This is a genomic window from Paenibacillus helianthi, from assembly GCF_001909055.1.
Taxonomy (GTDB): Bacteria; Bacillota; Bacilli; order Paenibacillales; family Paenibacillaceae; genus Paenibacillus_AQ; species Paenibacillus_AQ helianthi.
This window is the reverse complement of the sequence record NZ_LVWI01000025.1, coordinates 17,964-31,472: the sequence shown is the minus strand read 5'-3', so window position 1 is coordinate 31,472 and position 13,509 is coordinate 17,964. Positions and strand designations below refer to the sequence as shown.

At 53.2% G+C, this 13,509-nt stretch carries 11 protein-coding genes; 6 read left to right on the top strand and 5 right to left on the bottom strand.

Annotated features, from left to right (window positions below; genetic code table 11):
- Nucleotides 1-61 precede the first annotated feature (61 nt).
- The 3 genes from A3844_RS06825 to A3844_RS06815 form a co-directional block, all read right to left on the bottom strand.
- On the bottom strand, nucleotides 62-946 hold the full coding sequence (locus tag A3844_RS06825; protein ID WP_074084613.1) for a carbohydrate ABC transporter permease: 885 nt from the start codon (nucleotides 944-946) through the stop codon (nucleotides 62-64).
- Nucleotides 947-958: 12 nt separating this feature from the next.
- On the bottom strand, nucleotides 959-1,945 hold the full coding sequence (locus A3844_RS06820) for an ABC transporter permease (RefSeq protein ID WP_083606735.1): 987 nt from the start codon (nucleotides 1,943-1,945) through the stop codon (nucleotides 959-961).
- Between the two features lie 293 nt (nucleotides 1,946-2,238).
- Nucleotides 2,239-4,467: an AraC family transcriptional regulator gene (locus A3844_RS06815; RefSeq protein WP_074106989.1), complete on the bottom strand. Its 2,229-nt coding sequence runs from the start codon at nucleotides 4,465-4,467 to the stop codon at nucleotides 2,239-2,241.
- 211 nt (nucleotides 4,468-4,678) lie between these two features.
- Here A3844_RS06815 and A3844_RS06810 point away from each other — a divergent pair, with 211 nt between their 5' ends.
- The gene (locus A3844_RS06810; RefSeq protein ID WP_074106988.1) at nucleotides 4,679-6,244 is read left to right on the top strand and encodes a glycoside hydrolase family 43 protein; all 1,566 of its coding nucleotides are present in this window, start codon (nucleotides 4,679-4,681) and stop codon (nucleotides 6,242-6,244) included.
- 17 nt (nucleotides 6,245-6,261) lie between these two features.
- Nucleotides 6,262-7,716, top strand: a complete 1,455-nt coding sequence (locus A3844_RS06805; RefSeq protein WP_074106987.1) for a glycoside hydrolase family 28 protein — start codon at nucleotides 6,262-6,264, stop codon at nucleotides 7,714-7,716.
- Between the two features lie 32 nt (nucleotides 7,717-7,748).
- On the opposite strand, the gene A3844_RS06800 is transcribed toward A3844_RS06805, so the two are convergent.
- Complete coding sequence (locus tag A3844_RS06800; protein WP_074084609.1) at nucleotides 7,749-8,612, bottom strand: helix-turn-helix transcriptional regulator; 864 nt, start codon at nucleotides 8,610-8,612, stop codon at nucleotides 7,749-7,751.
- A gap of 72 nt (nucleotides 8,613-8,684) precedes the next feature.
- Here A3844_RS06800 and A3844_RS06795 point away from each other — a divergent pair, with 72 nt between their 5' ends.
- From A3844_RS06795 to A3844_RS06785, 3 genes are read left to right on the top strand one after another with little or no spacing between them, the layout of a single operon-like run.
- Nucleotides 8,685-9,575, top strand: a complete 891-nt coding sequence (locus A3844_RS06795; protein WP_074106986.1) for a pectinesterase family protein — start codon at nucleotides 8,685-8,687, stop codon at nucleotides 9,573-9,575.
- Nucleotides 9,576-9,619: 44 nt separating this feature from the next.
- The gene (locus A3844_RS06790) at nucleotides 9,620-10,648 is read left to right on the top strand and encodes an alpha/beta hydrolase family protein (protein ID WP_074106985.1); all 1,029 of its coding nucleotides are present in this window, start codon (nucleotides 9,620-9,622) and stop codon (nucleotides 10,646-10,648) included.
- Nucleotides 10,649-10,690: 42 nt separating this feature from the next.
- Entirely contained in the window at nucleotides 10,691-11,806 is a 1,116-nt protein-coding gene (locus A3844_RS06785) for a glycoside hydrolase family 88/105 protein (RefSeq protein WP_074106984.1), read from the top strand.
- On the opposite strand, the gene A3844_RS06780 is transcribed toward A3844_RS06785, so the two are convergent.
- Nucleotides 11,801-12,286 (bottom strand): DinB family protein, encoded by a 486-nt coding sequence (locus A3844_RS06780; protein ID WP_083606734.1) that lies wholly within the window; start codon nucleotides 12,284-12,286, stop codon nucleotides 11,801-11,803. The genes A3844_RS06785 and A3844_RS06780 overlap by 6 nt on opposite strands.
- Nucleotides 12,287-12,443: 157 nt before the next feature.
- On the opposite strand from A3844_RS06780, the gene A3844_RS06775 reads away from it, so the two are divergent.
- Nucleotides 12,444-13,367: an AraC family transcriptional regulator gene (locus A3844_RS06775; protein WP_244169713.1), complete on the top strand. Its 924-nt coding sequence runs from the start codon at nucleotides 12,444-12,446 to the stop codon at nucleotides 13,365-13,367.
- Nucleotides 13,368-13,509: the final 142 nt, after the last annotated feature.

The following is a 13,509-nucleotide window of genomic DNA, read 5'->3' as shown; positions in this document are numbered from 1 at the left end:
ACAAGTCGGCGGCGGGGAGCAGGGGCCTGGAGCAATCCATATTGCGGCAGTGTACCGGAAATCAGCCTTTGACTGACCCGACGACAATGCCCTTGACGAAGAAGCGCTGTAGAAAAGGATAAAGAATGGCGATCGGCAGAACGGTCAGACAGGTCATGGCCATCTTGGCCGTCTCGAGCGGTGGAGCGATAATGGCGCCTCCAACCTGTGCGGCGTTGCCGGAAGCGAGGAACTGGATGTTCGCCATCATGTTGTACATTAAATACTGAATCGTGTAGAGATCCTGGTCGGATACCAGCATCAGCGGCAGGTAGAAGTCATTCCAGAACTGCAGCGCATAGAATAAGGAGATGGTGATAAGCCCGACCCGGCCGAGCGGAATCATAATGCTGAAAAAGATTCGCAGGTGGCCAGCCCCGTCGATTTGCGCCGATTCTACAATTTCATGCGGTATGCTGCGGAAATAGTTCGCCATCAGGAACATCAGAAACACGCTCAGTACATAAGGAATGAACAGCCCGAGCAGGGTATCGCCTAAGTGATAATATTTGGTGCTGAGCAGATACCAGGGCAGCGTCCCGCCGCTGAACAGCATCGTGAAATAAGCGAAGAAGGCGAAGAAATTTTTGAGTTTGAAGCCTTTGACCGAAATGACGTAAGCATAGGCGGTAGTTACGAGCACGGCGGTGAGGGTACCCAGCACGGTTACAACCACCGACATGGAATACGCCCTCAGAATCTGCTCTGCTTTGGAGCCAAACAGGAATTCGTAGGTTTCAAAGGTGAAGCCTCTGGGCCAGAACGAGTATCCCTCAGCGGCGATCCGCGATTCGGTGGAGAGTGAACCGGATACCGCCAGCACAAACGGCACGAGACAAATGGCTGAAAAAACGGCTATACAGGCATAAAAGAGGATGAGCAGTCCTTTGCTTTCGGTAGTTTGCATACGTTTGGTCTCCTAAAATAGTTTGCTGTCTTTGTCATACCAGCCCGCCAGCTTGTTCGCCAGCAGCACCAGAATGAAGCCAAAGACGGATTGGTATAGCGTAATGGCTGAAGCAAAGCCGAACTCGCCGGACCGGATGGCGGTGCGGTAGACATACACATCGATGATGTCAGTAGTCGGCAGAAGCAGCGGATTGAGGAAGGTTACACCCATAATCATGCTGAGATCGCCTTTGAGCATTCCGCCAATACCGAGCAGAGTCATCAGAATGATGGATGGAATCAGCATTGGTATGGTGATTTTGGTAATAATCTGCCACCTGGAAGCCCCGTCGATCCGTGCGGCCTCATAGTAGGAGGTATCGATTCCCTGCAGTACAGCATAGTAAATAATCGCGCCATAGCCTGCACTTTTCCAGATATTCGCCAGCACCAGAATGATTACGAACAGCCAGGGGCTGGAATACCAGTCCATTTGGGCCAGGCCAAGTGACTGAAACAGCTGGTTCAGAATCCCTTTGTCGTAGTCAAGCAGGGAGAAGAGAATCGCCCCGATAATAATCCAAGAGATAAAATACGGGAAGAACATCACGCTCTGCGTTACCTTAATGAACCACTTGCTGCGCAGCTCATTCAGAATCACGGCGATAGCTACTGAAAAGAACGTGCCGGTCAGCATATAAAGCGCATTCAACATTACGGTGTTGCGTGTAGCTCTCAGGGCGTCCTCCATACTGGAGAAGAAGAACTCGAAGTTGGAGAAGCCCGCCCAGGGGCTGCCGAAGATTCCGTCGTTATAGTTGTAATTTTTGAAGACGAGAATCAGTCCGCTCATCGGCAGGTACGCAAAAAGAATTAAGATGATGATACCTGGAAGCGCGAGCAGGTACAGGGAGCTGTCCTTTCTCAGGGATTTGCGGAGGCTTCCGGTTCTGGCGGCCTTAAGCTTCAGGCTCAGGCTTTGCCGTCCCGGCTTCTCCGGTGCAGCCTCTTGAATCATTGACCATTCACTCCTTTATGACTAGCGTTATCACATCTCCCCGTATTTCAGGGGCATGCTTTACAAGGCAAATCATAAATCCGCCGCAAATGTAAACGCTATCATAATAAACGGGAAAAGGTTAAAAAAACGGAATCAGCGGCCTTAAAAAAACGAAAAAGGTATCATATTTCTGCTTTTTGAGTGCATCATGGGCTTTTTTGGCCCCAAAAAAGGATGTCCGGGCCATTTAAACGGCCGCTGGACATCCCTGGATTTTTACTTGGACTGCTTAAGCAAGCGGATTGGTGAGGCTAATCCTGATGCAGCAGAATATGATTCATTCTCCATTTGGAGGGCGTTACCCCGTATCGCTTCTTGAATTGGGTTGTAAAATAGGTGCTGCTGTTGTACCCGACCTTTCCGGCAATTTCCTGAATATCCATCCCGAGCTCCGTTACCAGCAGCAGCTGTGCCTGCTCCAGGCGCAGGAGATTGACGAAATCGGGAAAGCTGCTGTCCACTTCATCGGCGATCAGCCTGCTGAGATAGGCGGGACTAAGCGACATTTTCTCGGCAAGGGCGTTCAGCGACAGCCTGGGATCATCATAATGCTCCCGGATATAACAGATCGCTTCGGCTGCAATACTCCGGGTCTGTACGGCGCTCATGGCGGAGATCCGCGCGAGGGCGGCGTAACAGCCGGCTTCCATCCAGCTGCGCAGTTCGTCATAGCTGCGGATCTGCCAGATCCGCTGGTAATCATCCAGAAAGCCGGAGTGCTGCGCCTCGCTGTTAAGCTCGGCGGTGCGGCTCAGCTCAAAAGCAAGCCTCGACAAGGCGATGGTGGCAGGCTCTGCCCGGTAACTGGTCACAACCGCCAGCAGCCGTTCTACCGCCTGCGGAATGTGTACCCCCTGCTCCGGCAGCCTGACTGCCTGCAGTACAGGTTCAAGTGTACTTTCAGGTACCGGACTGCTGTTCAGGTGGATGGTATCATCCGCAAAGATAATATTCTGCTTATTGTGAAATTTAATATATTGCAGGCATTCGGCAGCTTCATTATATTTGGGTTTTAGGTTGCTTAGATCAACCGACAATCCGCTAATGCCAAAGGCGCAGCGGATACCGGACGGGGGGAACAGGGTAGCGGTCTCCTCCCATTTACTGCGGTATAAGGTATAATCCCCGAAGCTTCCGCTATTCAGCTCACTGAGAATGAGAACAGCAGACCCTTCATGCGGCAGGAAGGATTGCACCTCAGCCAGCGCGGAGAATTCTGTGCGGATCTGCTGAATCACTTCATTGCATATATTCCAGGCATCCCCGGATGGTCCTTCGGCTAGTACCTCCAGCACGCATACGCAATAGGCTCCTCCAGACGAGCCTAAGCTCATATTGGGATTATCGCGGTTATCCGGAGCTCCGCGGGGCGAGAGCAGCCAGCGCATCAAGGCACTGTCATGATTCTCCTTCTTCAACTGGTCCAGCTTGACCCCGATTATCTCTAATTCCTGACTGGCTGCATCGAAATCCCCACCTGTCTTCAGTGCCTCTTCATTGCCGGACAGATGGATGATATTGCCGAACAGCCGGCCGATAGGCTTGTAGATTTGCCGGGAGATTAGGCCTGAGATCACGGATGCGGCCAGAATAAGGGCAAGACATAGGCCAATCATCAGATTACGGGCGCTGGAGATATCCCGGATGCTGTCCTTATAGGAAGTCTCCGAGACAAACCACAGCTTATCCCCCGGTGAGTACACGAAGGTAATCAGTTGGGGTTCGCCGGCACCTTTATAGACGAAAGAACCTCTTTCAGCGGAGGAGGCAACGATCTTCTCCAGCATGCCGGAATCCAGGGGATTTCCGGAAAGTGCGCTGTGCATAAGAACTGTAGCGTTCGCATCAAGCACGGCATAACGTGTCGCTTCACCGTCTGTCTGTGTGAACAGATTATTCTGCAGCTTGGACAAATTGACCGTTAACGCCACTGCCCCGTAATACGTACTGTCCGCGAAGGCCCGGTCATTATAGAAAACGGTCAGCAGTGTCACGGGAGCGCCATTGTTCAAGGTAGCTTTCCACAGGAAAGGGGATTCAATAATGCGGCTGTTCCGCATCAGCTGTGATAACTCCAGCTTGGACGACGGGCTCAGCGGCATATTTTCGAACATGGCGACGGGCTCTTTTACACCAAAGATGTATGCGTTCTCAAGATACTGGTTGACTACCAGTGCGCCGCGGATCTGGCTTAGGGCACTGTAGAGCTGGTCGCTCCAGTCTGTATCCCCGCTCATCATCAGCGCATTGATATTCGGATTGGCATAGAAGTCCATCGTATAGTTCTGGACGATCTCTTTATAGTTTATAAATACGGTTTCGGTATTCAGCAGAACATTCTGGTTCGCTTTATTGACACTTGCTATCGAAATATTCCGGTACCAGTAAAAGATTACAACTGCCAGCACAAGGATGCAGCAGACAGATATCGTGGTCAGACTGATGAAAAACCGGGTGTATAATTTCTTTTTTTTCCCCATGCTGATCGCCCCTTTGTGTAAATCCTACTACACTCATTCTAGAGGGACAAGGTATTCCCTGACAAGGTAGGATAAGATGGGAAAAATAATAAATAGAGCATAGAAGTATAAAATTGGAGAAACAGAGCATAGAAAATGCAAGAAAGTTAAACTTATACGAACTATAATTGGTTGTGCTTACATTTTAAATGCTTTGAGGAGGCTTCCTATATTGAGAACATTCCGCAACCCGATACTGCCGGGTTTCTACCCTGATCCTTCGGCCATCCGCGTAGGTGAGGATTACTACCTTGTGACTTCCAGCTTTGAGTTCTTCCCCGGTGTTCCGGTCTTTCACAGCAAGGATCTGGTGAACTGGCGGCAGCTTGGGCATGTGCTGGACCGTCCGTCTCAGCTGAATCTGGATCATACGATTCCGTCTATGGGCATCTGGGCGCCGACCATCCGCTATCATGAAGGCATCTTTTATATGATTACTACCTATATCGATAATGACAAAAATCAGCACAATTTCTATGTTACGGCAACCGACCCCGCCGGGGACTGGTCCGACCCCGTATGGCTGGAGGATGCGCCGGGTATCGACTCCTCATTATTCTTTGATACCGATGGCAAAGTGTATTATACCGGTAACCGGGTTCCGCCGGAGGGCCAGGATTATCCGAAGCATATGGATATTTGGCTGCAGGAAATCGACCTTGCAGCGGGTAAGCTGACCGGACCCAAGATCAGCATTTGGCAGGGGGCACTCAAGGTAGCTCATGCACAGGAAGGTCCGCATGTCTACAAAATCGGCGGCTGGTATTACGTCCTGATTGCCGAAGGCGGAACTGGCCATACCCATGCGATTACTATCGCCAGAAGCAGGAATGTGACCGGCCCTTATGAAGGCCATAAGGCCAATCCGATTCTGACCCACAGGCATCTCGGCAGACAATATCCTATTGTCAATGTCGGCCATGGGGAACTCGTAGAGACCCAGCACGGGGACTGGTGGATGTTCTGCCTGGCTTCACGGACAAACGGCGGTTATTACCGCAATCTGGGACGGGAAACCTTCCTTACGCCGGTTGCATGGGAGAATGAATGGCCTGTAGTGAATCCGGGCAAAGGGGTCCTGGAATTTGAAGCGGCGGCTCCGGATTTGCCGGAGACGAAATGGCCGGAGCTGCCGGTGCGTGATGATTTTGAAGATCGTGTGCTTGCACCGGTATGGAACTTCCTGCGGACACCGCGCGGCGGATTCTGGAGTCTTACGGAACAACCGGGGGTACTGCGGCTGCAATTGAAGCCGGAGCGGCTCTCCGAGATCAGCAACCCGTCCTTTGTCGGAAGACGCCAGCAGCATCTGAGTTTCAGAGCGGCTGCGGACATGACATTTAGACCGGGTACAGAGAATGAAACCGCAGGCTTTGTCCTGCTGCAGAATGCGGATTATCATTTCAGGTTTGAATTGGGACTGGATGCCGGGGAGCAGGTGCTGCGCCTGATCGAACGCCGGGGCGGCAGTGAACAGCTGCTTGCTGCAGAGCCGTATCCGCAAGATAAGGTGCAGTTTAAGGTAGAGGCCAAAGGGCAGGAATACAGCTTCTTTTACAGATCGTCGGAAGCTGACAAGTGGATTGCTCTGCACGAAGGGGCTGACGGAAGAGTACTCAGCACCGATCTGGCCGGAGGGTTTACAGGGGCTTACATGGGGATGTATGCAAGCTCACAGGGGACGGAGAGCGGTAATTACGCCGATTTTGACTGGTTCAGCTATGAAGGACTTGAGTAAAGGGGAGGGACAGGACGATGAACGGCAAGCAGAGTTCTAATTCTTATCCGCTGCCTGAGCTTCCGCAGATTCCTGATCGGACGTTTAACATAACCAATTATGGGGCGCAGGGCGACGGAAATTCACTGTGCACCTCTGCTATTCAGGCTGCGTTGGATGACTGTGCTGCCGCCGGAGGAGGAAAGGTAGTTATTCCTTCCGGAATCTGGCGTACAGGTCCGCTTACTCTGCATAGCCGGATTAATCTGTCTGCGGAGCGGGGGGCACTTGTATTGTTTGCTGCTGACCCGGAGCTGTACCCGCTCCTTCCTTCGCATTATGAGGGAACATCCGGCTGGCGCTGCCAGGCGCCTCTGGACGGAGAGGCATTAAGTGATGTTGCGATTACGGGAGAAGGAATCTTCGACGGCAGCGGTGATGGCTGGCGGCCGGTAAAACGGTTCAAAATGACGGAGCAGCAGTGGAAGAAGCTAACCAGCTCCGGTGGTGTGCTTGATGTGGAGAATGAAATCTGGTGGCCTTGCCGTGAAGCGATGGAAGGGGAGGCCTACGTCCAGAAACTACTGGAGAACGGAGAAACCGGGATGGAGGCTTATTTGCCGGTTCGGCCATATCTCCGTCCAGCCTTGCTCAGCTTGCGGAAATGCTGCAGAATACTGCTTGAGGGACCGACGTTCCAGAATTCCCCTGCCTGGTGCCTTCACCCCATGGGCTGTGAGCAGGTTACCGTGCGGAGTATCCAGGTGCGCAATCCGTGGTATTCGCAGAACGGGGACGGTCTTGATCTGGAATCCTGCACACATGCACTTGTCGAGCACTGCAGCTTCGATGTAGGGGATGATGCGATCTGCCTGAAGTCGGGCAAAGACGAAGAAGGCCGCAGGATGGGCATGCCCTGCCGGTATATTACGATCCGGCATTGTACCGTGTATCACGGGCATGGCGGGGTGGTCATCGGCAGCGAGATGTCCGGCGGAGTACATGCGGTCAGAGTTAATGACTGCCTGTTCATCGGCACGGATATCGGCCTGCGGTTCAAAAGCGCCAGAGGCAGAGGCGGTATAGTTGAGGATATTGTTATGGAGAATATCACAATGAGCGGCATTCTCCACGAGGCGGTGTCATTTCATATGTTCTATGCAGGAGTTGAGGGCTCGGAAGGGTATGACGGACAGCTGTTCCCGGTAACCGAGGCCACCCCGGAGTTCCGGGATATTTCCTTACGGAACATCATCTGCCATGGAGCGGCCACCGCACTGCTCGTAAACGGGCTGCCGGAAATGCCGCTGGCCGGTCTTGCTGTCGAGAACTTTCATGCGGTAAGTGAGCGCGGGATCATTCTGCGCCATGCCGAAGAAGTGCTGCTGGACCGCATCAGCCTGCAAACCCCGGCAGTGCCGGCACTGCAGATGCATAATAGCAGCGGTGTCACGTTAACGAACTCGGGAGACTTGGTCCTTACAGAGAGTTAACGAATGCCTGCGGGCCTGAACCGGAATTCACACTATGCCCTGGATGAAGGGCGCGACCTTGCTTCCTTCCGGTATTGGAGCGGGGTCAGACCCGTTGATTTTTTAAATGTCTTATTGAAGTGGGAGAGATGCTCGAACCCGACGGCAGAGGCGATTTCCTGAATTTTGCCGCCTGACCCGGCGAGCAGCCGCTCGGCTTCCCTGACCCTGATGTGGACGATGTATTCACGGAAATGGAAGCCCGTCAACCGGTGGAATACCCGGCTTAAATAAGAGGGGCTGATGAAAAAATGTCCGGCTGTCTCTTCAAGGGTCAGTGACTCCCGGTAATGATCTCGGATATAGGTTGCGACTTCCGTGACCAGCTGATGCAGCGGATGCTTCGTTCCTCCAGCCTGTGAGGTGGTCTCTGAACGCTGCAGCAGGATCATCAGCTCGGTCAATAAGGTGATTACGCAGGTCTCATAATACGGGCGCTGCAGGCGGCATTCCTCCAGCATCCGGGTCAGCAGGCTCTCCGCCTCGTCCTGTTCGCGCAGTGTCAGCCTGAACAAGCGGTAGCCCCGGCTGTGAAACCACTGAGCTCTATTCCGCAGCGCCGGCGGCAGCAGGCTAGGATCATAATTGATCAGAATCCGCTCGAACTCGGCTATCTCGGAGCTGGCGGTGGCATGAAGCTCGCTGCCGGGAATCAGGATCAGCTCGCCTTTATGTACAGTAACCACCCGGTCGTCCACAAAATATACGCGCTCCCCCTCTAGCAGGTAGTAGAGCTCGGTCCATTCGTGGCTGTGGGGACGCGGCATGGCGGTAATGCCCTTACGCTTCATATGCTGGATGCTGTACCGGCCGTCTTCAATATGATATTTGGGATTTGGACTGCTTACGCTGGTCATGAATCTCCTCTTCTCTCCTAACCGTTACGGTTATTATAGAATAAATACAGGTTGATATGAAAGGAGCCGCACATGCTAATTACAGTCTCCCAAAAAAGCACTGAAGGATTTGCCAGTCTGCAGGCGGCGCTGGATTCTATCCCGCCGGAGCATACCTCAGAGGTAACGATCCGCATTAAGCCCGGAATTTACGAAGAGAAAATCACGGTAGGGCCAGAGGCGCCTCCGATCCTGCTGCTTGGCGAGGACCCGCAGTCGACCGTTCTCACCTGGTCAGATAATGCCCATACGCTTGGAGCTGACGGTGAGCCGCTGGGCACATTCCGGTCAGGAACGCTGAACGTGTTTGCCGAACATTTCACGGCGGAGAATCTGACGATCTGCAATGCCTCCGGTCCGGGCACCGGGCAGGCGGTGGCGGCCTTCATCGATGCCGGACAGGCGGTCTTCCGCCGCGTTCGTCTGCTTGGAGATCAGGACACGCTGTATACCGGACAAGGCAAGCAGTACTACGATAATTGCTATATCGAAGGCGATGTGGACTATATTTTTGGAGCCGCTACGGCTTTATTCGACCGCTGCCACCTGCACAACAAGCGTTCCAGAGGCTACATCACAGCCGCTTCCACCCCTGAAGGGGCAGCTTTCGGCTATGTGTTCCTGGATTGCCGGATTACCGGAGGGGAGGGCGTAAGCGAGGTGTACCTTGGTCGCCCTTGGCGTCCCCACGCGCATGTCGCCTTCATCCGCACCAATATGGACGGTTCAGTCATCGGCGAAGGCTGGCATAATTGGGGGCAGCCTGAACGGGAGGCAACCAGCCGCTATGAAGAATTCGGGAGCAGTGGACCCGGAGCCCATCCGGAAGCCAGAGTAGCATGGTCCCGGCAGCTAAACCCGCAGGAGGCTTCGGAATACAGGGTACTCACTGTATTGGACGGCTGGCATCCGGAGGGGTATTAAGCGTCCGCTTACAGCGCGAACTGCATTTAGGAGGCGAACCATGGATGGATGTACTACAGCAATACATGAATAAGTTGACGGGTTCAGCACCCCGCAGTGCTGCGTTCCGTGCTGACATTCCTTACGGGGAATGGCGTTCTATGCTCGCTGCCGGCTTCACCGGGCGGCTGGGCGGGTTCCCGGAGGCTCCGGCTGAGCTTCAGCCGGTATTGCTGGAGCGGGTTGCCTGCTCCGGATATACCCGGGAGCGTATAGAGATCACTACCTATGACGGATTGAGGATGCCTCTATACCTCCTCATCCCGGAACAGGCGGTTCCTTCCCCGGTGCCTGCCGTGATTGCCGTTCACGGACACGGCTACGGCAGCCGGGAGATTACCGGCCTGAATCCGGACGGGTCAGACCGTGAGGGAGAAGCGGGACTGCATAAGGATTTTGCTGTCTCTCTAGTGAAGCAAGGGTACGTGGTCGCTGCCCCGGAAGTGCTGGGATTCGGTGACAGACGGCTGGCAGAAGACCTTGCCATCGGTGAGCCGGGACGGAATTCCTGCTTCCGTCTGTCCTCGGCGCTCTTAATGACCGGGCAGACCATGGCTGGCTACCGCATCTATGAAACGATGCGGACACTGGATTATTTGCAGACCCGGGATGAAGTTATAGGTGAACGGATAGGGATCATGGGCATTTCCGGCGGCGGACTGGTGGCCGGCTTCACAGCAGCACTTGATGAGCGGATACGCTGCGCCGTGGTGAGCGGATATGCGAATACTTTTGCAGACAGTATTCTGACGCGGAACCATTGCCTGGATAATTATATCCCCGGGATTCTGCTCGAAGCAGAGATGCCTGATCTGCTGGGTCTGATTGCACCGCGCGGACTGTTCCTGGAGTCGGGGGATGCCGACCCTCTGTTCGGCCCGGAAGGGACGAGGAAGGCTTTAGCCAGACTGCAGCTTATCTACAGTGCCGCCGGACAGAACGGGCAGGTTGAGGCGGATTTTTTCACAGGCGGTCATGAAATTCATGGAGAACCGGCGTTTGCCTGGCTGCGCAGGCAGCTTGCCGGTAATTAAGGCCAAACTTAGCTTGCAAGGCAAGCGACTGGAGGAATTGGGATGTCTATATCAGAAGCAAGCACAACAAGCTGGTCCCGCAAAATTGCGGATACGATTCTCAGCCAGTGCAACGAACAGGGTGAGCATGCCTTTGTGCTGGAACGCTGGGCTTATGTCCCGGGTATGCTGCTGATGGCGGTGGCACGTGCCGGTGTCCAGCTTGGTGAGCCTGAATATGTGGGCTATATGCAGAGGCATATGGATAGCTTCATCGGCGAGGACGGATCAATCCGTACGTACCGGCTGGAGGAGTATAATCTTGACCAGATCAACCAAGGCAAAAATCTGTTCCTGCTGTATCAGCAAACCGGAGAGCAGCGTTATGCCGAAGCTGCTCATATGCTGGCTGCCCAGCTAATCGGACACCCCCGAACCTCTGAGGGCGGATTCTGGCATAAGAAGGTATATCCGTTCCAGATGTGGCTGGATGGGCTGTATATGGCATCGCCGTTTCTTGCGGAGTATGGCGCAGTCTTTCAGCGTCCTGAACTGATCGACGAGGCCGCTCATCAGCTTCTGCTGATTGAACGCAGAACCCGCGATACGCGGACCGGGCTGCTCTATCACGGCTGGGATGAATCGAAGGAGCAGGAATGGGCCAATCCGGTTACAGGCCTGTCCTCCCATTTCTGGAGCCGGGCGATGGGCTGGTATGCGATGGCGGTGGTGGATTGCCTGGAACATTTCCCGGTTACTCATCCTAAGCGGGGAACAATCATCGGAATATTCCAGCGGATGTGCGGAGCACTTGTGGAGGTACAGGACAAAGAGACCGGACTCTGGTATCAGGTGCTGGATCAGGCGGACCGCAAGGGGAATTACCTGGAAGCCTCCGGCTCATGTATGTTCGTCTATGCAATGGCCAAGGGGCTAAGACTAGGCTATCTCGAACCTTCATTTCATGAAGCCATGCGGAGCGGCTATGAGGGGATTCTGACGCATCTGGCCGGTGAAGATGATCAAGGCGCTCACCTGCATCGAATCTGCCATGGTGCCGGGCTGAGCAAAGACCGCAACGGCTCCTATGACTATTACATTTCTGAAGCCGTATTGTCCGATGTACCGATGGGCGTTGCTCCTTGGCTGCTGGCTTCACTTGAAGTAGAGAAATTATGATGTCGCACCCGGCCGTATGTACTGCTCCATTTGCTGCTTATGGTGTTTGTCATGGGGAATAAAGTCTTCCAGATAACCCCGGATGCTGAATTTCTGGCCGTCCCCGTCAATATACTCCTTCACCAATTCTTCATCGCTTAAAGCTGTGGCGGCATCCAGGATTTTGGTCCGGTAGAGCACGAATTGTCCGATAGCCGCCTGCTTCGTCAGTGACTTGGCATATTCAATAGCGCGGGCGTTGAACTCATCAAAGTTTGGCTGCCGGAGGGTCAGCGGCTGACCCTTTATTATTTTGGCGAAAGCTTCTTCATAAAAGTACTTGTCCCACTGCGTAAGGTGGCAGAGCATTTCTTTTAATGTCCATTTGCCTGCCGCGACCGGAGTTTCCCAATGCATCTCATCGAGGGTATTCAGCGATTGGATGTAAGGGATCAAAGACCGGAATTCAAACACCAGTTGCTCGTTCGTAGCCGCTGCCATAACAAAGACCTCCAGTTCAAATATATATTCAGCTTCTTCTATATCTTCACTATATCCTATGAACTTGACTACAGTCCGTCAGGTTAGAATAATTGCTGCGTGAAAGATCTCAAGTATAGCAAAACAGGAACAGCCCACCTGGCAGGCAGTTGTTATAATGAAATCACCGATCGGGGAAAGGCTGGGTGGCTGCTTGAATTACAGCAAGGATATGGAGAGATGCATTGAATATATTGAACAAAATATAAAAGAAAATTTGACCGCCGAGGAAATTGCCGCGGAGACGGGATATTCGCTGTATCATTTCAGCCGGGTGTTCAGCCTGTGCAAGCAGATGTCTGTGATGGAGTATGTGCGCAGCCGCAAGCTGTCTTTGGCAGCGGTGGAGCTGTTCAGCGGCAAGCGGATCATTGATATCGCGCTGGAGTACGGCTTTGAGACGCAGAGCGGGTTCACGAAGGCGTTCCGCAAGGCTTTTGGCTACAGTCCCTCGCAATATGCGGCGCGGATGAATGGTTATCTTCAGGACGGTCCTATTTTTGAAATCGGAGGATATCTAATGAATCCAGTGATTGTACAGAAACCGGCTTTTCAGGTCGCAGGCTACGGCATAGCAACAAATGTAGCGGAAGGCAGCTATACTAAGGATATTGCTTCCTTCTGGAGCCACTATGAAGGTGAAAATCTGGAGTCTAAAATGTACGAAATCCTCGCTCCACCTAAACATGGAGAAGTTGGGTTATGTGCTCCGGCATTGGACAGCGGCAATGCTTCGTATCTGCTTGGTGTGATTGTGGACGATTTCTCCAAGGTCACACCGGATATGCTGACAGCTGAAGTGCCGGAGGCCCAATATGCCGTATTCACTACACCACCTGTGGATACTTCGGAGGGGAAGGATCAAGAGGCGTTCGTGCAGGTGATTAAGAGCACCTGGAAGTATATTTTTGAGGAATGGTTTCCGGGGGGCGGGTACGATTATGATGACGGTAAGCTGGATTTTGAGTTCTACGATGAGCGCTGTCATTCCCGGGTGGATACAGTGATGGAGATTTATGTTCCGGTGAGGGTGCGACTATAAAAAAAGAAAAATGGGGCAAAAGCTGGACGGTGAATGGCCGTAACTGCGGGAATGTTTGGACTTCCGGCCGCTGACGCGCTTCCAGTTCTAAACTTCCCTCCGTCACTCTCACCTATCCAACCTTTGCCTATTATTCCTATTT